General features: G+C 64.3%; 16 protein-coding genes. 13 read left to right on the plus strand and 3 right to left on the minus strand.

Annotation, left to right across the window (positions count from 1 at the left end):
* Positions 1 to 310 precede the first annotated feature (310 nt).
* From ACB030_RS16735 to ACB030_RS16750, 4 genes are all read left to right on the plus strand, one after another.
* Complete coding sequence (locus tag ACB030_RS16735; protein WP_371161342.1) at positions 311 to 2,236, plus strand: DUF1302 domain-containing protein; 1,926 nt, start codon at positions 311 to 313, stop codon at positions 2,234 to 2,236.
* Between the two features lie 28 nt (positions 2,237 to 2,264).
* A complete protein-coding gene (locus ACB030_RS16740; protein WP_371161344.1) occupies positions 2,265 to 3,623 on the plus strand; it encodes a DUF1329 domain-containing protein in 1,359 nt (452 codons plus the stop codon).
* Positions 3,624 to 3,772: 149 nt separating this feature from the next.
* A complete protein-coding gene (locus ACB030_RS16745; protein WP_371161346.1) occupies positions 3,773 to 4,831 on the plus strand; it encodes a WD40/YVTN/BNR-like repeat-containing protein in 1,059 nt (352 codons plus the stop codon).
* 69 nt (positions 4,832 to 4,900) lie between these two features.
* Positions 4,901 to 7,408, plus strand: a complete 2,508-nt coding sequence (locus ACB030_RS16750) for an RND family transporter (RefSeq protein ID WP_371161348.1) — start codon at positions 4,901 to 4,903, stop codon at positions 7,406 to 7,408.
* A 76-nt stretch (positions 7,409 to 7,484) separates the two neighbouring features.
* Here the strand turns inward: ACB030_RS16750 and ACB030_RS16755 are convergent, their stop codons facing one another.
* Positions 7,485 to 8,537, minus strand: a complete 1,053-nt coding sequence (locus ACB030_RS16755; RefSeq protein WP_371161350.1) for an AraC family transcriptional regulator — start codon at positions 8,535 to 8,537, stop codon at positions 7,485 to 7,487.
* Positions 8,538 to 8,853: 316 nt separating this feature from the next.
* Here ACB030_RS16755 and ACB030_RS16760 point away from each other — a divergent pair, with 316 nt between their 5' ends.
* The 3 genes from ACB030_RS16760 to ACB030_RS16770 all read left to right on the plus strand — a co-directional run bounded on the left by ACB030_RS16760 (position 8,854) and on the right by ACB030_RS16770 (position 12,831).
* Positions 8,854 to 9,438, plus strand: a complete 585-nt coding sequence (locus ACB030_RS16760; RefSeq protein WP_371161352.1) for an RBBP9/YdeN family alpha/beta hydrolase — start codon at positions 8,854 to 8,856, stop codon at positions 9,436 to 9,438.
* A 59-nt stretch (positions 9,439 to 9,497) separates the two neighbouring features.
* The gene (locus tag ACB030_RS16765) at positions 9,498 to 11,156 is read left to right on the plus strand and encodes a fatty acid--CoA ligase (protein ID WP_371161354.1); all 1,659 of its coding nucleotides are present in this window, start codon (positions 9,498 to 9,500) and stop codon (positions 11,154 to 11,156) included.
* 121 nt (positions 11,157 to 11,277) lie between these two features.
* On the plus strand, positions 11,278 to 12,831 hold the full coding sequence (locus ACB030_RS16770; RefSeq protein WP_371161356.1) for a methyl-accepting chemotaxis protein: 1,554 nt from the start codon (positions 11,278 to 11,280) through the stop codon (positions 12,829 to 12,831).
* 102 nt (positions 12,832 to 12,933) lie between these two features.
* On the opposite strand, the gene ACB030_RS16775 is transcribed toward ACB030_RS16770, so the two are convergent.
* On the minus strand, positions 12,934 to 14,526 hold the full coding sequence (locus ACB030_RS16775; protein WP_371161360.1) for an ABC transporter substrate-binding protein: 1,593 nt from the start codon (positions 14,524 to 14,526) through the stop codon (positions 12,934 to 12,936).
* Between the two features lie 87 nt (positions 14,527 to 14,613).
* Here ACB030_RS16775 and ACB030_RS16780 point away from each other — a divergent pair, with 87 nt between their 5' ends.
* The 6 genes from ACB030_RS16780 to maiA all read left to right on the plus strand — a co-directional run bounded on the left by ACB030_RS16780 (position 14,614) and on the right by maiA (position 20,198).
* On the plus strand, positions 14,614 to 15,258 hold the full coding sequence (locus ACB030_RS16780; RefSeq protein ID WP_371161361.1) for a TIGR01621 family pseudouridine synthase: 645 nt from the start codon (positions 14,614 to 14,616) through the stop codon (positions 15,256 to 15,258).
* The gene (locus tag ACB030_RS16785; RefSeq protein ID WP_371161363.1) at positions 15,255 to 15,905 is read left to right on the plus strand and encodes an HAD family hydrolase; all 651 of its coding nucleotides are present in this window, start codon (positions 15,255 to 15,257) and stop codon (positions 15,903 to 15,905) included. Before ACB030_RS16780 ends, ACB030_RS16785 begins: the two co-directional genes overlap by 4 nt.
* Positions 15,906 to 16,141: 236 nt before the next feature.
* On the plus strand, positions 16,142 to 17,275 hold the full coding sequence (gene hppD, locus ACB030_RS16790) for a 4-hydroxyphenylpyruvate dioxygenase (RefSeq protein WP_371161370.1): 1,134 nt from the start codon (positions 16,142 to 16,144) through the stop codon (positions 17,273 to 17,275).
* A gap of 50 nt (positions 17,276 to 17,325) precedes the next feature.
* The gene (locus ACB030_RS16795; RefSeq protein ID WP_371161365.1) at positions 17,326 to 18,477 is read left to right on the plus strand and encodes a homogentisate 1,2-dioxygenase; all 1,152 of its coding nucleotides are present in this window, start codon (positions 17,326 to 17,328) and stop codon (positions 18,475 to 18,477) included.
* Between the two features lie 10 nt (positions 18,478 to 18,487).
* On the plus strand, positions 18,488 to 19,486 hold the full coding sequence (locus ACB030_RS16800) for a fumarylacetoacetate hydrolase family protein (RefSeq protein WP_205641954.1): 999 nt from the start codon (positions 18,488 to 18,490) through the stop codon (positions 19,484 to 19,486).
* 73 nt (positions 19,487 to 19,559) lie between these two features.
* Complete coding sequence (maiA, locus tag ACB030_RS16805; RefSeq protein ID WP_202045994.1) at positions 19,560 to 20,198, plus strand: maleylacetoacetate isomerase; 639 nt, start codon at positions 19,560 to 19,562, stop codon at positions 20,196 to 20,198.
* Positions 20,199 to 20,276: 78 nt separating this feature from the next.
* On the opposite strand, the gene ACB030_RS16810 is transcribed toward maiA, so the two are convergent.
* Complete coding sequence (locus ACB030_RS16810) at positions 20,277 to 20,777, minus strand: thioredoxin family protein (RefSeq protein WP_371161368.1); 501 nt, start codon at positions 20,775 to 20,777, stop codon at positions 20,277 to 20,279.
* Positions 20,778 to 21,017: the final 240 nt, after the last annotated feature.

The raw sequence follows: 21,017 nt of genomic DNA on the forward strand, positions 1-21,017 counted from the left end.
TGTCTGACACCGCTTCCGGCGCCCTTTGCCATCCGCCACCTGCGCTGTCATCAAATGAAAAGTGGCTGACGTTCAATGGCAAGCGTGGCCCGGGAGGGAGGCCTTACAGTCGGCACACAAGAGAGAAAGAGCGGGCTCATCAGAGCGAGCGACACCCCGGGACCGATGCAAAAACAGAGCTGCATCCTCGAGAGCCAGACAAGGCGGTGCGCCATCAGCCAGGTCATCTCCCTTGCATCAAAGCCAACGGAAACGGCGACTGAACAGATAACAACAACGACATCAGATGACGACACTCGGAGAGACTGTAATGGATTACAAGCACACGAGTCATGGTGGCGGGGCCCTGCGCCTGCGCCTGCTGACGACGGCCATCGCGGCCGTCCTCATGCCCACCGTTCAGGCGGTCGAGGTCGATACCGGGAGTGAAGAGTGGTCCGTTCGCTTCGACAACACCGGCAAGTTCAACTACGGCATACGCACCGAGAGTGCCGATGAGCGGATGCTCGCCACCCCGAACAACAACGACGGGGACTACAACTTCAAGGATGCCGGGGATACCGTCACCACCCGCTTCGATCTGCTGACCGAGCTGGACGTGGTGAACAAGGGCAACACCGGCTTTCGCATCAGCGCCGCCAGTTGGTATGACTATGCCTACCGCGACGTCGGTGCCGACGAGAACCCCCTCATCAACGGCAACAGCGCCAGCTCCGGCATCGTCGGGCTGCCCCCGGTGGCGGGCAACCGCCATCTGAGCGACTATGCGGATCGCTACTACCATGGCCCCTCCGGCGAGCTGCTCGACGCCTTCGTGTTCCACAACATGGAGCTGGGCGACGAGTCCCTGCTCGGGGTCAAGATAGGGCAGCACAACCTCTTCTGGGGGGAAACCCTGCTGAGCCCGGTGCACTCGATGAGCTATGGCCAGTCGGGCCTGGATCTCGCGAAGCTCGCGGCCTCCCCGGGGACGGAAGCGAAAGAGCTGTTCGTGCCCCGCAACCAGATCTCCGCCTCCTTCACCCTGAACCCGGAGTGGACCTTCGCCGCCCAGTACTTCCTGGACTGGAACGCCGCCCGCCTGCCGGAAGCCGGCACCTATTACGGCAGCTCGGATCTGGTGGGCTTCGGTGCCCACTCCTTCCTGCTGGGCCACACCGGCGGGCCGGGTCTGGCCGGACCGAGCGGCACCCTCAGCAACATTCGCCGTGGCGCCGACATCGAGCCGGGCAAGCACGGCGACTGGGGCATCATGGCCAAGTGGTCCCCCGAGGCGCTGGATGCGACCCTGGGGGCCTTCTACCGCCGTACCGCCGACATCCTGCCCCAGGCTGTGCTCGATGCCCGTGGCATGACCATTCGCGGGGCGGCGCCCCTGCCGGCCGGGGCCGTGCCGAACCTGCGCCAGTCCATCGCCAACACCAGCTACGCCCTGGCCTATGGGGACGAGATCGACATCTTTGGCCTCAGCCTCTCCAAGGATGTGGCCGGGGTCAGCGTCGGCAGCGACCTCAACTATCGCCAGCAGATGCCCCTCTCCAGCATCCCGGCCCTGCTCAGTGCCACTGGGCCCGGGGGACTGGCCAACGGTTTCGGGATCCCGGCCCCCGTGCTCGGCCCCCGTCATCCGGACACCGGGGTGATCACCGATGACTCCGATGGTTACAGCGCCACCGGCGATACCCTGCACTGGACCCTCAACGGCCTGATGACCTTCGCCGACACGGCGCTGTTCGACGGCGCCGCCCTGCTCGGGGAGCTCTACTGCAGCAACCTGCTGAGCCTGAATGACCACAACAAGGCGCTCTACAAGGGGGAGGACAGCTACACCGGCATCGACAAGCCCACCCGGGACAACTGGGGACTGGCGGTCAACTTCACCCCGACCTGGTATCAGGTCCTGCCGGGGGTCGACATGACCATGCCGCTCTCGGTGAACTGGGGGCTGGCTGGCATCTCCCCGGTCCAGGCGGGCGGGGCGAAAGACACCGGCAGCTATGCGGTGGGGCTAGGCGCCACCCTCTACAACCAGTACTTCGTCGATCTGAAATACGTGGACTCCTTTGGCAAGTCTGCCGAGTGCAATGACGGTGCCGAGGACGGTGCCACCCCCAATGCCCTCGATGGTGCCCAGCGCAACACCTGTTATGCCGGTGGTTACGCCTCCTTCTCCGGTGGCGGCGCCACCACGGAAGACAGAGGCGCCATCTACCTGACCCTGAAGAGCACTTACTGAGTCAATCGACCGAGTCGGAGAACGAGATATGACATTCAACAAGACCATGCTGGCCGCCTCCCTCACCCTGGCCCTCGCGGGCCAGGCACTGGCCGCCGTCTCCAGCAGCGAAGCCGCACAGCTCGGCACCAGTCTGACCCAGGTGGGCGCCGAGGCGGCCGCCAACGCCGATGGCAGCATCCCCGCCTACAGCGGGGGCCTGACCACGCCCCCCGCCGGCTTCAAGGCCGGTGACAGCATGCGCCCGGATCCCTATGCGGGTGAGCAGCCGCTCCTGGTCATCACCGGCAAGAATGCGGCCCAATACCAGGGGGCGCTGACTGCCACCACGGCGGAGCTGCTCAAGCGCTTCCCGGACTTCAGGGTGGACCTCTACCCGACCCACCGCAGCGTGGCGCTGCCCCAGGCGGTGCTGGACAACACCAGGCAGAACGCGCTCAGCGCCATCACCCTGGCGGGGGGCATGGCGGTGGACAAGGTGTTGCCGGGCATTCCCTTCCCCATCCCCAAGAGCGGGGCCGAGGCGATGTGGAACTTCCTGCTGCGCTACCAGGGGGTGAACATCGCCACCAAGTACGACTCCTGGAACGTGGACGCCGCCGGGGTGGCGGCCCTCTCCACCACGGGGCAGGCCTTCATCAACTACGCCATCTACGAGGACATGAACAAGCCCATCTCGGCCAGGGACACCTACTACCAGATGAAGCTCCATTACACGGGTCCGGCCCGCCGCGCCGGCGAGGCCATCATGCTGCGCGACGCCGCCAACCCCCTGGAGCAGCCGCGCAAGGCCTGGCAGTACCTGCCTGGCCAGCGACGGGTCAAGCTGGCGCCTAACCTGGCCTACGACACCCCGAACCCGGGCACCTCGGGGGCGGGCACCTATGACGACGTGTTCGTGTTCAACGGGGCGCTGGACCGCTTCGACTGGAAGCTGGTGGGCAAGCAGGAGATGATCGTGCCCTACAACACCTATCGGCTGACCTATCAGTCCGATGCCAGGGCGCTGACCACCCCCAACTTCCTGTCACCGGATCACGTGCGCTGGGAGAAGCACAGGGTCTGGGTGGTGGAGGGCAACCTCAAGGCCGGTGAGCGCCACATCTACGCCAAGCGGCGCTTCTACCTGGACGAAGACAGCTGGGTGGCGCTGGCCTCCGATCAGTACGACGCCCGTGGTCAGCTCTATCGCGGCTCCTTCGCCTTCCTGAGCCAGAGCTACGACAAGCAGACCCCGGACGCCACCCCCTTCATGATCTATGACCTGGTGGCGGGCAGCTACAACATCAACGGCGTGGTGGGCCCCCATGGCGGCATCAAGTACGGCGATTCGCTGTCCAAGGCGAAGTGGTCGCCGGAGTCCCTGGCTGGCGCCGGGATCCGCTAAGCGGTAACAGGCCGTGCTGATCCCCACTGACCCCCTCCCGACCTCCCCCTTCAAAAGGGGGAGGTGAATCGCACCCTCCCCTTGCCAAGGGGAGGGCCGGGGTGGGGTTGTTGCGGCCATCCGATGGGTTTCGAAGACAAGGAAGTGGTATGGGTTTATTCAACAAGTTGGCGCTGTGCTGCGCCCTGCTGATGCAGGGTGCCGTGCTGGCGTCTGAATACATCGACGTGCTGGACTTGCCAGCCAAGCCGAGTGGGCTTGCCGAGCGCAGCCCCCTGCTGGATCTGGCCCGAGCCGGGTCGCGGCTGGTGGCGGTGGGGCAGCGGGGTCACATCCTCTATTCCGACGACGAGGGGCGGCGCTGGCAGCAGGCCAGGGTGCCGGTGAGCTCGGATCTCACCGCCGTCACCTTCCCCACTCCCGAGCAGGGCTGGGCCGTAGGGGGGGACGGGGTGGTGCTGCACAGCCAGGATGGCGGTGCCAGCTGGCAAAAACAGCTGGATGGCCGCCAGATTGGCGGGCTGGTGAGCGCCTTCTATGCCGCCAAGGCCGGGGCTGAGCCGGACAACGAACAGTGGGCCGCGCTGGTGGAAGAGGGCCAGCGGCTGGTGGAGGAGGGGGCCGACAAACCCCTGCTCGACGTCTGGTTTGAGGACGACAGGGTGGGCTACGTGGTCGGGGTCTTCAACCTGATACTGCGCACCCAGGATGGCGGCCTGCACTGGACGCCGATGCTGGATCGCACCGAGAACCCGGACGGGCTCCATCTCAATGCCATAGCCCCCGCCGGTGACGCCCTCTATCTGGTGGGCGAGCAGGGGCTGCTGCGCAAATGGGAGCCGCAGACGCAGCGCTTCGTCTCACTGCCCAGCCCCTATGACGGCAGCTTTTTCGGCCTGATCGGCCGCTCGGATGAGGTGATCGTCTATGGCCTGCGGGGCCATGCCTATCGCAGCACGGATGGCGGCCAGCAGTGGGTGCGGCTGGCCAGCCCGCTGCCCATCAGCATCAGCGCCGCGATGGAAGGGGCCGATGGCCAGTTCCGCCTGTTCACCCAGGCCGGCCATATGCTGCTGCAACGGGGCAACGAGCCGTTGACCCTGGCCCCCCTGGCCGAGCCATTGCCGGTGGCGGGCGCCGCCCTGACCGCCGATGGCACCCTGGCGCTGGTGGGCAGCCGCGGGGTGCGCACTCTTGGCGTCAAATAAGGTTTGTCAAAGCAGGCCGTCACCGGATGACGGCCCAATAACGATAACGAGGATCCAGAGATGGGCCATGTGAAGCAAGATTCGATGCCGGTGATCCGCGAGCTGAGCGCGTTCGACAGGCACTCAGGCAACCTGCTGGAGCGGCTGGTGTTCAACCACAGGGCGCTCTTCATGCTGGCGATGACGCTGGCGACCCTGGTGCTTGGCTACATGGGCGCGACCCGCCTGGTGCTGGCGCCCAGCTTCGAGAAAATGATCCCCCAGAGCCAGCCCTACATCAAAAACTTCCTGGAGAACCGGGACTCCCTGCGTGGCCTCGGCAACTCGGTGCGGGTGGTGGTGGAGCATACCCGGGGGGACATCTTCGACCCCGACTATTTGAGCGTCCTCAAGCGGGTCAATGACGAGCTGTTCCTGACCGAAGGGGTCGACCGGGCCTGGATGAAGTCCCTCTGGAGTCCGGCGGTGCGCTGGACCGAGGTGACCGAGGAGGGCTTCCAGGGCGGGCCCGTGATGCCGGATGCCTATCAGGGCTCGGCCTCTGACATCGAGCAGCTGCGCCAGAACATCAACAGAGCCGGCATAGTCGGCAGCCTGGTGGCGAACGACTTCAAGTCCAGCATGCTGATAGTGCCCCTGCTGGGCAAGGCCTCGGCCACCGGCAAGCCCCTCGATTACCATGCCTTCTCCCAGCGCATCGAGCAGTTGCGCAGCCAGATTGAATTTGACGGCAAGCCCCACCAGGCGGGGGAGGAGGGGACGGGCCAGTACAGGATCCGGGTGATCGGCTTTGCCAAGCTGGTCGGCGATCTCATCGACGGCCTCATCCAGGTGATCCTCTTCTTCGCCCTGGCGGTGGCGACCTCCCTGGTCATCATCTTCCTCTACACCCGCTGCGTGCGCAGCACCCTGCTGGTGGTGGGCTGCTCCCTGATCGCCGTGGTGTGGCAGCTCGGCATCATCGCCTGGCTCGGCTACGCCATCGACCCCTACTCTGTGCTGGTGCCCTTCCTCATCTTCGCCATCGGCGTCTCCCACGCGGCCCAGAAGATGAACGGCATCATGCAGGACATCGCCCGCGGCACCCACCGCCAGATAGCGGCGCGCTACACCTTCCGCCGCCTCTTCCTCGCCGGGGTCACTGCGCTGCTGGCCGATGCGGTGGGCTTCGCCGTGCTGATGCTGATCGACATCCCCGTCATCCAGGATCTCGCCATCACCGCCAGCATAGGGGTGGCGGTGCTCATCTTCACCTCGCTGCTGCTGATGCCGGTGGCCCTCTCCTATGTGGGGGTGGGCCGCAAGGCGGCCGAGCGGGCGCTTGAGATAGAGACCCACGCCGCCGCCAACCAGGGCTTTGGCCGACTCTGGGCACTGCTGGATCGCTGCACCGAGCGCAAGTGGGCCACAGTGGTAGTGATCCTCGGCCTGGCGATGGGCATCGGCGGTTACCTGGTGAGCCTGCAGCTCAAGATTGGCGATCTGGACAGCGGCGCCCCCGAGCTGCGCGCGGATTCCCGCTACAACAGAGACAACGGCTACATCACCGGTCACTACGCGCTCTCGAGCGATCTCTTTGCGGTGATGATCAAGACGGCGCCCGAGGGGTGCCTCGACTACCGGACCCTGATCCTGGCGGATCGCCTGGGGTGGGAGTTGCAGCAGCATCCCGGCGTGCAGGCCACCAGCTCCCTGGTCAATGCGGTGCGCCAGATCACCGCCGGCACCTATGAGGGCAACCCCAAGCTCGCCAGCATCCAGCGCAACCAGAACGTGCTGAACTACGCCGCCCAGCAGGCCTCGGTCAACAGCCCGGAGCTGTTCAACACCGACTGCTCCCTGATGCCGGTGATCGCCTACTTGAAAGATCACAAGGCCGAGACCCTGAGCGGCGTGGTGGCCATCGCCGAGCGGTTTGCCCGGGAGAACGGCACGGCGGATCGCCAGTTCCTGCTGGCCGCGGGCAGTGCCGGCATAGAGGCGGCCACCAACATGGTGGTGCACGAGGCCAACCGCACCATGCTGCTCTACGTCTACCTGGCGGTGACCCTGTTCTGCCTCATCACCTTCCGTAGTTGGCGGGCGACTGTGGTGGCGCTGGTGCCCCTGATGCTCACCTCCGTGCTGTGCGAGGCGCTGATGGTATTCATGGGGATTGGCGTCAAGGTGGCGACCCTGCCGGTGATTGCGCTCGGGGTCGGCATAGGGGTGGACTACGCCCTCTACCTGCTGAGCGTGCAGCTGCACCATCAGCGCCAGGGCATGTCGCTGGTGGACGCCTATCGCCAGGCCGTGGCCTTCACCGGCCGGGTGGTGGGGCTGGTGGGCATCACCCTGGCCGCCGGCGTGGTGGCCTGGGTCTGGTCCCCCATCAAGTTCCAGGCCGACATGGGCATACTGCTCACCTTCATGTTCCTGTGGAACATGCTGGGGGCCCTGATCGGGGTGCCGGCGCTCTCCTGCTTCCTGCTCTCCGGGACTGGGGCCGTGCCTGCCCAGACGCGGGAGCGGCAGGAGGGGGATGCCAAAGAGGGGGCCAAGCCCTGCCGGCCCCCGGTGGGGGCCGACGTCAGCTAGCAATAGCCGTGGCACAGGAAAAAGAGAAGGGAGGCGCCATGCCTCCCTTCTCTCGTCTGGCGAATGGCGCCGGTGTTCAGCCGTAGGCGAGGCCGGTGGGTGCGGGCTGGGCCACCTTGGGCAGGCCCTTGTGGCGGGAGCGCCAGGTGGCCGGCGGCATGCCGAACTGGGCGCTGAACCAGCGGGTGAAGGAGCTCGGCATGGAGTAACCCAGCATGTCGGCGATGTGGCCCAGCGAATAGCCGGAGTTTTGCAGGTAGCGCATCACCAGATCCCGGCGAACGTCGTTGACCAGCTCGCTGAAGGTGACGCCGCTCTCCTCCAGATGGCGCTGCAGGGTGCGCACGTTCATCCCCAGGGTGCGGGCTATCTGCTCTATGGTGGCGCGCCCCATGGGCAGCAGCAGATAGATGGCCTTGCGCACGTCCGTCATCAGGGATTGCTGGGTCTCCACCAGCAGGGTGTCGAGGTACTGGCGCGCATGGCGGGCCATGGCCTGGTTGGCCAGGGGGTTTGGAATATCCAGATCGGCGGCCTGGCAGACGATGCCGTTGAACTCGCTGCCAAACTCCAGCTTGCAGCCGAACAGCCGCTTGTGGATGGAGAGATCCGCCGGTGCATCATGGGTGAAGTTGACGCTGATGGGATGCCAGTTGGCGCCGACCCCGACCTGGGCCGCACAGAAGCGATACATGACGCCGACCGCGAGCTCGGTGGCCTGGCGCGACGGCATGGGGGCGTCTGTGATGATCTCCTCGCGAATGATCACCGCCTTGCCCGCCTCCTCGATGAAGATGGCCAGGGCATTATTGAACAGGTGTATGTACTGCACTATGACCTGCAAGGCCTCGCGCAGATTGGGCTGATAGCTCAGCAGCAGGCTGATTTCGCCAAAGTCCGACAGCTGGCGATGCTCCGCCATGCGCAGACCCAGGCTCTGGCAGTTCCCGGTGCGGGCGGACAGCTCGAGCAGGTTGACTATGGTGGAGACGGGGATGCGCTGATTGGGCACATCCAGAATGGAGGCGCTGAGGCCCGCTTGCGACAACAGGTTGGGGGTATTGAGGCCCAGTTGGCGGGCGACATCGAGATAGTTGGTGAGGGTGGCGGCTCTGGCAAGGAGGGTCATGATGCAATTTCCATGGCGACAGCTCATCTGCCGGTTGCTTGTTGTTAACTGTTTTTTATCATTTCATTTACAAGTTGGAAAGTGCTTATTAACTGATCTATTAGTCGCAGGTGCCATGTGATGACCCTGCGTGCCAGCCCGCCTCATGGCCTTTCGAGTCCGGCTCTCTCCCGCCCCCTGGTCCTCAGGTCACCCGGCTTCTGTCATATAAAGACAACTCCATGGCATCCAAGGTAAAGCAGCCGGGAGCCTGGCACCTTACTGTGGTCCTGATGTCATCCGGCCGTCGCCGGAGCGCCTGAACAGGGGAGGAGAGATGAAGGCATTTCAGCCCGAGGCCACAGTACTGATGGTGCCCGGCCTGCGTGACCATGTGGCGGATCACTGGCAGACCCTGCTCGCCGAGCGGCTTGAGAAGGTGGTGACAGTGCCGCCGCTCGCCTCGGACAAGCTGAGCTGCCGGGCCAGGGTCGAGGCCATAACGCAGGCGCTGGCGCGCATCCAGGGCCCGGTGATCCTGGTGGCACACAGCGCCGGGGTGCTGATGCTGGCTCACTGGGTGGCGCAGCAGGGCGCGGCCCGCCATCGTCACCCCATCCGGGGCGCCCTGCTGGTGACGCCGCCGGATCTGGACGCCAGCTGGCCATCCCATTACCCGAGCCCGGAGGCCATGCAGGCCGGAGGCTGGCACCCGCTGCCCCGCATGAAGATGCCGTTCCCGAGCCTTCTGGTGATGAGCCAAAACGATCCCCTGGCGAGCCCGGAAGCCGTGCGTGCCCTGGCCCTGGACTGGGGGAGCGAGCTGGTGGATGCCGGGGCCGTGGGACACCTCAACCCGGCGAGCGGATTTGGCCCCTGGCCCCAGGCCGAGGCCTTGCTCGGGCGTCTCGACGCCCGCTAACTCAGATGGCGAGGGGAGACAGGCTCCCCTCGCCCAGACACGAATCGGAAGGAGTCCGTATGGTGAAGACAAGGATCATACCGCCAGCCCAGGGAGCTCATGCTTATCCCTTGCTGATCAAGAGCCTGCTGTTATCCGGAGTGCGCCAGCACCCGGGCCGGGAGATCGTCTACGCAGATCGGCTGCGCTATGACTATCGCACCCTCAACCAGCGTATCCACCGCCTCGCCAACCTGCTGACGGCCTCGGGCATAGGGCCGGGGGACACGGTCGCCCTGCTGGACTGGGACAGCCACCGCTCCCTCGAATGCTTCTTCGCCGTGCCCATGATAGGCGCCGTGCTGCACACGGTGAACGTGCGCCTCTCGCCGGAGCAGATCGCCTTCACCATGCACCACGCCGAGGATCATCTGGTGCTGGTTCATGACGACTTCCTGCCCATGATGGACTCCATTCAGGAGAAGCTGCCCACGGTGCGCGGCTATATCCGGCTGACCGATGGGGAGCTGCCCTCCACCGCACTGCCCCTGCTCGGGGAGTACGAGACCCTGTTGGCCGGGGCGGACAGCCACTTCGACTTCCTCGATTTTGACGAGCATTCGGTGGCAACCCTGTTCTACACCACGGGCACCACCGGGGATCCCAAGGGGGTCTACTTCAGCCACCGCCAGCTGGTGCTGCATACCCTCAACGAACTGGGCACCCTGGCGGCCCATGCGGGCCAGTCGCTGCTCTGCTCAGACGACGTCTACATGCCCATCACCCCCATGTTCCACGTCCATGCCTGGGGCGTCCCCTATGTGGCGACCATGCTGGGGGTGAAGCAGGTCTATCCGGGGCGTTACGAGCCGGACAAGCTGGTGCGGCTCTATCGCGACGAAGGGGTTAGCTTCTCCCACTGCGTGCCGACCATATTGCAGATGATCCTCGACTGCGAGGAGGCGGCAAAGACCTCCCTTGCGGGCTGGAAGATGCTGCTGGGGGGCAGTGCGCTGCCGCTCGGACTGGCGACCCAGGCCCACCGACAGGGGATCCTGGTGCACGCCGGTTACGGCATGTCGGAGACCTGCCCGCTGCTGTGCGTGGTGCACCTGGCTCCCGAGGAGCTGGCGCTGCCCATGGCCCAGCAACTGCCGCTGCGGATCCGCACCGGCAAGCCCATCGGCCTGGTGGACTTGCGCATCATCGACGAGCAGGGCCGGGCGCTGGCCCACGATGGCCAGACCATGGGGGAGATAGTGGTGCGTGCTCCCTGGCTGGCCCAGGGCTACCTGAAAGAGCCGGGCAAGGGGGCCGAGCTCTGGGAGGGGGGCTGGCTGCACACGGGGGACATGGCCTCCATCACCCCGGACGGCACCGTGGAGATCAAGGATCGCATCAAGGATGTGATCAAGACAGGGGGCGAGTGGATAAGTTCGCTGGCGCTGGAGAGCCTCATCAGCGCTCACGCCGCCGTCCATGCGGTGGCCGTGATCGGGGTGCCGGACCCGCAGTGGGGGGAGCGTCCCCTGGCCCTGGTGGTCGGCAAGGAGGGGGCGCATCTGGATGCGCAGGCCATCAAGGCTCACCTGCAGGGGTTTGTCGACAGCGGTCGCATCAATCGCTGGGCCATACCGCGCCAGATCCGCATAGTGCAGGAGATCCCCAAGACCAGTGTCGGCAAGGTGAACAAGAAGCTGATCCGGGAGCGTGAATGCCGTCCGGCGGCGGAGAACTGAGGGCGCCGTCATGGCTTCAGATGACTGTCTCTCAGCCACCCTCACTGCCTGAGGGGCCGCATTGGCCGGGCTGTCATGGCTTGACTACGCTAACTGAGTTATCAAACAAGAGGCGTGCGCCATGAACAGAACCCAGATTCATCTCGTTGATGAAGAGGTGGATTTTCCGTCCAGTGAACAGTTGGTCTCCACCACGGATCTGCAGGGGGTCATAACTTATGCCAATGACCACTTCTGCCGGGTGGCGGGATACAGCAGGGCAGAGATGATAGGCCAGCACCACAACATGGTGCGCCATCCCGACATGCCCAAGGCGGCCTTCGCCGATCTCTGGGGCAAGCTCAAGCAGGGCAAGCCCTGGCGCGGCATGGTGAAGAACCGCTGCAAGGATGGTCGTTACTACTGGGTGGATGCCTATGTCACCCCCATCTTCGAGCAGGGGCGGATAAGCGGTTATCAGTCGGTGCGAAGCCGCGCCGAGCCCGAAATGAAGGCCGTCGCTGCCCGCACCTACGGGCGATTGAGGGCGGTGGAGCGGGGGGATCGCAAGGCGAGCCTGAGCCTGCGCCCCGTGCGCCATGGGGTGGCCATCGCCGGGCTGCTGTTGATGCTGGCGGTGGGCGCCTATCTGACCGGGCCCCTGGGGGCCCTGTTCATGCTGCTGCCGCTCTTGTGGCTCGGCCTCCTCTATCGTCATACCCTCATCACCACCCCCCGTTACCTGAGCCAGCTGGCCGAAGAGTATGACAGCCTGACCCGGCTCATCTACTCGGGGGATGAACCCAGCGCCATCGCCGATTTCCACATCAAGCTGCTGCAGGCCAGGATCCGCACCGTGCTCGGGCGGGTGGACGACGCCACCCTCTCCCTGCAGGATCTGGCGGTCCATCTCAAGACCGCCTCCAGCGAGGCGAGCGCCGACATTGCCGAGCAGGACATCCAGACCCAGCAGGTGGCGACCGCCATCACCGAAATGGCGGCGACGGCCCACGAGATAGCCCGCAACATCCAGGAGACCGACAACCAGATCGCCCAGGCCAAGGTACATTGCCAGCACACCGATCAGCAGCTGGAGGATACCCAGCACAGGGTCACCGAGCTGGCCACCCAGGCCGAGCACGCCTTCACGGCGGCGGTGGCGCTGGCGGAGGAGTCGGATCGCATCGGGGTGCTGATGAACGAGATCCAGGGCATCGCGGATCAGACCAATCTGCTGGCCCTCAACGCCGCCATAGAGGCAGCCCGGGCGGGAGAGCAGGGGCGCGGTTTCGCCGTGGTGGCGGACGAGGTGCGTACCCTCTCAACCCGTACCCACAGGGCGACCGAGCAGATCCAGGGCAGCATAGGGCAGATCCAGCGCACCCTGAATGGCTGGAAGGGGATGATGCAGCAGAATCTGGAGCAGACCAAGTCCTGCGTGACCCTGACCCGGCAGGGGTCACAGAGCCTGCACCAGGTGCTGGCCGAGATAGACAGGGTGGTGGATCTGTCGACCCAGATCTCGGCGGCGGCCGAGCAGCAGCAGGCGGTGGTGGAGGACATCAGCCAGAACGTCAACGTCATCTCCCAGCACTCCCACACCAACAGCAACAAGATGCACGACATGGATGCCTCGAGCGACATCCTGCTCACCAAGGCGCGCCAGCTCAAGTCCCTGGGGCAGACCTTCGGCTGATGCCTGCCTCGATCCCGGCACACACAAGCAGGCCACCCCGGGGTGGCCTGCTTGCATTAGCGCATTGCGTTGGGGCGGGCTTGAGGCGCCCTCGGGCCGCCGTCAGCTCGATTGCTCCGCCAGCGCAATGAAGCCGCCGCTCTTGTCGTAATACATGGCCCTGTCCGCCTGGATCAGCCACTGCTCCGGGCTCCAGCCACCCTGATAGTGGCTAACCCCTATGCTGATCCCGACCTGCATGGCCTGACCATTGACCACGAAGGGGGCCTGCATGGCGTGCCGGATCACCTCGGTCACCTCCTCTGCCTGAGCACAGCTGTATCCGGGCAGCAGCAGGATGAATTCATCCCCCGCCAGCCGGGCAAAAAAGCACTGGTGGCCGATGGCATCGTGGAGCCGCCTGGCCAGCTGGCAGAGGATGGCGTCCCCCTGGCTGTGGCCGAAGTTGTCATTGATGCGTTTGAAGTCATCGAGATCGCAAAACAGCAGGCAGCCGGGATCATCGAGTTGAACTTGCTCCTGCAACTGTTCCATCAGGTTCAGGCGATTGGGCAGGCCGGTGAGGGGATCGAGACGGGCCAGCTGCAGTATCTCCTGCTCCCGCTGCTTGCGCAGGGTCACCTCCCGATTGAGCCGTTTGTTGCTGACCAGCAGATAGAGGGAGAGCAGCAGGATGAGAGCGCCAACCCCCAGGCTCAGCAAGAACCAGGGGCGCCAGAAGATCCACTGCGCTGAGGGGGCCTGATAGAGAAAACGGGTCAGCGGCACGGCACTCGGGACCAGACCTATCTCGACCAGCTGCTGCATGATGTGGGCGAAGCGATCCGGATTCATATACCCGATCTCCACATAGAGCGGCTGTATCATCTCCTTGCTCATCTGCAGCTCGTACTCCATGTGGGCCTGACTGCGGTTGACGGCATACTCCTTGCGCAGCAGGTCGATGGCCTCGGCCGGGTGGGCGAGGGCATAGTGCCACCCCTTGAGGCTGGCGGCCCGAAACTTTGCCACCCGCTCCGGGTTGATGCGCTCCTCGGCCTGGGTGGTGAACAGGATGTCGCTGTAAAAATCGATGCCGTAGTTGCGGGGATTGATGACGGAGACCGAGACGCCGCGCTCCTCCAGGTAGAAGGGCTCGTTGCTGAGATAGGCGTTGAAGATGTCGATCTTGCCCGCGATCAGATCGTCTATGTTGACCGAGGTGGGCACAGGGATGAGCTGGCGTTCGTGCAGCCCCTGATAGTAGAGGGTGGCGAGCAGTTCGGCATCCTGATGGCCGGGAAACATCATGATCCGTTTGCCACGCATGTCCGCAACGGTGAGAATGCCGCTGTCGCGACGGGCCAGGAAGATGGAGGGGGAGTGCTGAAAGACGCAGGCGAGCGCCAGCAGGGGTTCGCCATTGGCGTAGCTGGTGAGCACTTCTGTGTTGCCGACGCCAAAGTCGGCGCGCCCGCTCAGTACTTCCTGTACCGGGCTTACCCCCTTGCCGCCGGGCCTTATCTCGACATCCAGTCCGGCATCGGCATAGAACCCCTTTGCCTTGGCCATGTGATAGCCCACGAACTGGGGTTGATGCAGCCAGCGCAGCTGCAAGACGATTCGATCCGGAGGCTCATGGGGACGATCACTTGCCAGGAGAGGGAAAGCGTAACTGGCGCCAAGCAATAGCAGCCAAAACAAGTATCTCTTCATCCGTGTGATTCTTGTGCTGAGGATCCATGGGGTGGCCAGCAGGCCCGCATTCAACTTGTTAACAATCCACATTCTAAAGGGTTATAGATGTACCGGATACAATTGCAGCACAAAGATTTCGTGGTGATCAACAAGGGCCCCGGCCTTGGCATGCACGACGAGGGCGGTGAGCCCGGGCTCGTCAACCGGCTGCGCACTGAGACCGGGTTGACACTCTACCCCGTTCATCGCCTCGACAAGATGACCTCGGGGCTGGTGCTGCTGGCCCGCACCCCGGAGGCGAACCGAACCCTCAGCATGGCCTTTGCCGCCCGGGAGGTGAGCAAGCAGTATCTGGCCCTCTCCGATCGCAAGCCGAAGAAGAAGCAGGGTTGGGTAAAAGGGGACATGGAGAAAGGGCGTGGCGGCAGCTGGATGCTGGCTCGCACCCAGCAGAACCCGGCCATCAGCTGGTTCGATTCTGTCTCGGTGCGAGAGGGGCTGCGGCTCTATCGCATCAAGCCCCGGACCGGCAAGACCCACCAGATCCGGGTCGCCTTGAAAAGCGTGGGGGCCCCCATCCTCGGGGACGAGCGCTACGGTGGCACGGCCGCCGATCGCGGCTATCTGCACGCCTGGCGCCTGCAGTTTACCCTGGCGGGGGAGGACTTCGACCTCGTCTGCCCCCCCGATGAGGGGGAGCTGTTCCTCCTGCCCGAGCTGCACACCGCCATCGCGGGATTGAGCGAATGACAAGCACCAGCGGGGCGCCCGGCGCGGGCTGGATCCTGGCCGACTTTGACGACACCCTGGCGCCCGGGGACAGCCACGCCGGCCTGCTGCGCTTCATCCTGCGCCGGCGCCGCTGGCCACTGCTGCTGCTGCCGGTGATCGCACTGGGTGGCCTGGTGTATCTGGTGCCCAGCCTGCGCCGTCAGGGGATCTCGCTTATCTGGTGGGCCATCACCCTGGGACTCTCGCCGCCCGGCTGGCGCCAGCTGGTGCGGGCCTATTGCCACACCCGGCCCGGGCTCTTTCGGGAGGCCCGCTCCCTGCTGATGGCCGAAAGGGCGCGCTGCTGGGTCATCTCCGCCAGCCCCCGGGCCCTGGTCCGAGCCCAGCTCCATCGACAGCTGCCAAGGCTTCCCCATCGCATCACAGGCTCGCGGATGGGCTATTGCCTTGGCGGCCTGGTGCCGCGTTTTTATTGCCACGGCCGGCACAAGATCCTGCCCGAGATCCGCGCCCTCAGGGTGACGCTGGCCTTGAGTGACAGCCTGCACGACTTGCCGCTGCTGGCGCTGGGGCAGCAGGCCTGGCTCATCAACCCCGACGTCCGCCGGCTGCAACAGGCCAGGCTCCAGCTGCCCCATCTCGAGGTGAAAAACTGGCACCTGTAAGGCAAAGCTGACAGCCCGGCGGCGCGCCGTGGGGCTGTCCGCAAGGCTCAGGCCGCAATGTCACAATCTATTTACATCTTTTGGCGCTGGCCCTCGCCAAACTATCTGAAACCCGCCTCTTCTCTTCTGCTCCGCCCCTGCCTCTAATGAAACAAGTTGTTAACAACGCCGTCCGGGCTGCCTGTCGAGCCTTCCCGGCGTGACCCGTTTCGTTATCAGTCCATCGCAAGGAGCGCATCATGACGACCTCTTCTTCCCCTTCTCGCACCATCAATCCCCTCGGCACCGATGGGTTCGAATTCGTCGAGTACACGGCCCCGGATCTCAAGGGCATTGCCGCCCTCAAGGCGCTGTTCGTTTCTCTTGGCTTTGCCGAGGTGGCAAGACACAAGCACAAGCAGTGCTGGCTCTACCGCCAGGGGGACATCAATTTTGTGGTCAACGCCGAGCCTCACTCCCAGGCGGAGCAGTTCGCCAGCCTGCACGGGCCCAGCGTCTGCGGCATGGCATTTCGGGTGGCGGATGCGGGCCTTGCCCAGCAGTACGCCATCGCCAAGGGGGCCAAGCCCTTCGTCGGCAAGATAGGGCCCATGGAGCTCAACATCCCCGCCATCTACGGCATCGGCGAGAGCACCCTCTCCTTTGTCGACCGCTACGGCGAGCAGGGCTCCATCTACGACGTGGACTTCGTCTTCTACCCCGACTGGCAGACGCGCATGGCCGAGGTGGATGCAGGGCTCTACGAGATCGATCACCTGACCCACAACGTCCATCGCGGCAACATGGACGTCTGGTCCAACTTCTACGAGCGGATCGGCAACTTCCGGGAAATTCGCTACTTCGACATCGAAGGCAAGCTGACCGGCCTGCATTCCCGCGCCATGACGGCCCCCTGCGGCAAAATTCGCATCCCCATCAACGAGTCCTCCGACGACAAGTCCCAGATAGAGGAGTACCTGCGCCAGTACAAGGGGGAGGGGATACAGCACATAGCGCTCGCCTCCCGCGACATCTACCAGACCATCCGCACCCTGCGTGGTCGCGGCACCGGCTTTATGCCGACCCCGGACACCTACTACGAGAAGGTGAACAGCCGGGTGGAGGGGCATCAGGAGGATCTGGAGGCGCTCAAGGCGCTGCGCATCCTGATCGACGGCTCGCCGACGAAAGATGGCATCCTGCTGCAGATCTTCACCGACACCGTCATAGGCCCGGTGTTCTTCGAGATCATCCAGCGCAAAGGCAACGAGGGGTTCGGCGAGGGCAACTTCCAGGCACTGTTCGAATCCATTGAACTGGATCAGATCCGTCGTGGGGTGCTGAGCGGGACCGAGCAGGGCGAGAGAAAGGGAGAGCCGAGCGATGCGTAACCATATGGGCGATCGCCGGCCGGTATCTATGTCATGGGAGGCACACAGCCATGCGTAACTGGATAAGTTTCCCCCACCGGGAGGGGACCCACTCCCGCCAGGCCCACGCCGATCTGCCCGAGCAGGCCATCTACGAGCGCGAGCTCGGGCGCTCCGGCTTCTTCGGCCCCGCCACCCACATGCACCACAAGCATGCCCCCACCAACTGGAGCCACTGGGAGGGGCCGCTGCGGCCGCGGGCGTTCGACTTGAATGAGCTGCAGGAGGAGGTGAGTTCCCTCTCCCCCTGGGTGATGCCGGATCTGCTCAGCAACCCCCACTGCCGCTACCGGATGTGGCGCTTGACCGAGACAATGCCGTTTCTGGTGCGCAACGCCGACGGCGACGAGCTCTTGTTCATCCACGAGGGGGGCGGGGAGTTCTTCTGCGACTACGGCCATCTCACCCTGCGGGACGGGGACTATGTGGTGATCCCCCGCGGCACCATGTGGCGCATCGAGCCGACGGCGCCGCTGTTCATCCTGATGATAGAGGCGACCGAGGACAGTTATCAGCTACCGGACAAGGGGCTGGTGGGCAACCACGCCATCTTCGATCCGGCGGCCCTTGACGTGCCCGCCATCAACGAGCGCTTCCTGGCCCAGCAGGACGAGGATCCCTGGTCGCTGCAGGTCAAGCGCCACGATCAGGTCTCTGTCATCACCTGGCCCTTCAACCCTCTGGATGCCCAGGGCTGGCACGGGGACTTGTGCGTGGTACGCCTCAACTGGCGGGACATCCGCCCCCTGATGAGCCACCGCTACCATCTGCCGCCCTCGGCCCACTCCACCTTCGTGGCGAGCCGCTTCGTCATCTGCACCTTCGTGCCGCGCCCCATAGAGAGCGATCCCGGTGCGCTGCGGGTCCCCTTCTATCACAGCAACGACGATTTTGACGAGGTGCTCTTCTACCACGCCGGGGACTTCTTCAGCCGGGACAACATAGAGCGGGGCATGGTCACCTTCCACCCCGCCGGTTTCACCCACGGTCCCCATCCCAAGGCCTTTGCGGCGGGGCAGGCCCACGCCAAGACCTTCACCGACGAGGTGGCCGTGATGCTCGACACCCGGGATGCCCTGGGAGTCGGCCAGATCTGCGAGGGGATAGAGAATCCCCACTATGTGTCCAGCTGGCAGCGGCCAGACGGCACCCCCGGCAAATAAGGAATTCGATATGAAATTGGCAACCTTGAACAATGGCAAGCGCGATGGCGCCCTGGTGGTGGTCAGCCGGGATCTGACCCGGGCGGTGGCCGTGGCCGACATAGCCCCCACCCTGCAAGGGGCGCTGGACGAGTGGAGCGATCTCGCCCCTCGGCTGACCGCCGTCTATCAGGCCCTCAACGACGGCGCCTGCGCCGATGCCTTCCCCTTCGATGAGACCGCCTGCCTCTCCCCGTTGCCCCGCGCCTACCAGTGGGCCGACGGCAGCGCCTACGTCAACCACGTGGAGCTGGTGCGCAAGGCGCGCGGCGCCGAGATGCCTTCGAGCTTCTGGCACGATCCCCTGATGTACCAGGGGGGTTCCGACAGCTTCCTCGCCCCCCGCGGCCCCATCGTCATGGGGTCGGAGGAGTGGGGCATCGATTTTGAATCTGAGGTGGCCGTCATCACCGACGACGTGCCCATGGGCACCAGCGCGCAGAAGGCCGAGGAGCACGTCAAGCTGCTGATGCTGGTCAACGATGTGAGCCTGCGCAACCTCATTCCCGGGGAGCTTGCCAAGGGCTTTGGCTTCTTCCAGTCCAAACCCTCCAGCAGCTTCTCGCCGGTGGCCATCACCCCGGACGAGCTCGGCGGCGACTGGCGGCAGGGCAAGGTGCATCTGCCCCTGGTGACCCAGCTCAACGGCGCCCTGTTCGGGGAGCCGGATGCGGGGCTGGACATGACCTTCAACTTCTTCGAGCTGATCGCCCACGCGGCCAGGACCAGACCCCTTGGCGCTGGCTGCATCATAGGCTCGGGCACCGTCTCCAACTACGACAGAAGCCGGGGATCCTCCTGCCTCGCCGAGCGGCGGATGCTGGAAATTATCGAGTCAGGTCAAGCCACTACACCCTTTCTTCGCTTTGGTGATACAGTGTCCATCGCGATGCAGGATCGCAACGGGATGAGTCTGTTTGGCACCATTTTGCAACGGGTCACGCAAGGGGGCGCCAGTCAGACGAGCTAGCAAGGCCTGGGCCGGCCAAGGTCGGCCAGGCGACACGGCAGGTGGCACACACCTGCCACCATAGGGACATAATATGCTGCAGTTGTTTGGATATTGGCGTTCATCGGCCAGCTTTCGCGTACGTCTGGTGCTGCAACTCAAGGGACTTGGTTATGAACAGCACCCGGTCAATCTGAGACAGGGTGAGCAGAAAGAGAAGGCCTATCGCCGGGTCAATCCCCAGGGGCTGGTGCCTTTTCTCATCGACGGGGATGTGCAACTGGGTCAGTCGGTGGCCATCATGGAGTACCTCGACGAGACTTATCCGGCCTACCCCCTGATGCCCTCCGCTCCCGAGGAGCGGGCCAGGGTGCGCCAGATAGTCAACATGATCGCCTGCGACACTCATCCCCTCAACAACCTGAGGGTGCTGAACTACCTGGAGCAGGAGCTGGGGCAGGGCAAGACGGCGCGCGATGCCTGGTATCGCCACTGGATTGACGAAACCTTCACCGCCCTGGAGCAGTTGTTGATGACCACGGCCGGCGTCTATTGCGTGGGCAACGAGGTGACCCTGGCGGACTGCATGCTGGTGCCCCAGGTCTATAACGCCCGCCGCTTCAACATGACGCTGGACGACTACCCCACCATCGCGCGCATCGTCGCCAACTGCGAGCAGTTGCAGGCCTTTATCAAGGCGGCCCCCGCCAATCAGCCGGATGCGCAGGCCTGACTCTTCCCCGTGATAAACAACAAACACCCCGCACCGTCAGGCGACAGTGCGGGGTGTTTGCATCATGGCCTGGGCTTGTCAGCTGCGAGCATCCTGGCGCTCAAAGTAGCCGATAAACTTGCCAAACCTGGCCTCATCGTAACTCTTCCCCTTCTCCAGCAATCCGGTATTGAAGGATTCGAGCAGCTTGCCTTTGGCATCCAGCACGTAGAAGTGGGGCACCCCCAGATATTCTGGATAGGCCTTGAGGAAGGGGGCGTTCTTGTTCTGCTCGCTGACGTTGACCTTGACCACCACGAAGGTCCGGTTGAACTGCTGTGCAAGCTCGGGCTCCCGGTCCAAGAAGCGGTTCATCTCCTGGCACCAGCTGCACCACTCGCCCCCCACCAGCAGCAGGACCTGCTTGCCCTCGGCGCTGGCCTTGGCGGTGGCGGCGGCGAGATCGCGGGCCGGGTCCCGCTGCTCGTCATATCCCTGACTGTAATCGGGCAGCGCCTTGGCCCAGAGATGGCCGGCGCTGTACGCCTCGCCATGGAACAGGGCCGTGCCAAGCACCAGCGGCAATAGCAGTCGTTTCATCCTTTTCTCCTTGTATTGTCTTCGTTGCTTCCAAGCCGGAACAATGTGACACGAGCGAGCCCCTTCGCCAAGCAGCAAGCGTGGCAGGGAATATGCGAAAAATGGGAATGGATAGACGCGGAAAAAAAAGGCGCTGTCCAAATTACGTGTTGGAAGACTACTCTTGAAGTAGGTCATCACCCTGAGGGCCTCCATCATGGATACCCAAGCCTTTCAACATCTACTCTCTCTCTTCCCACA

The organism is Aeromonas sp. S16(2024) (assembly GCF_041403065.1).
Taxonomy (GTDB): domain Bacteria; phylum Pseudomonadota; class Gammaproteobacteria; order Enterobacterales; family Aeromonadaceae; genus Aeromonas.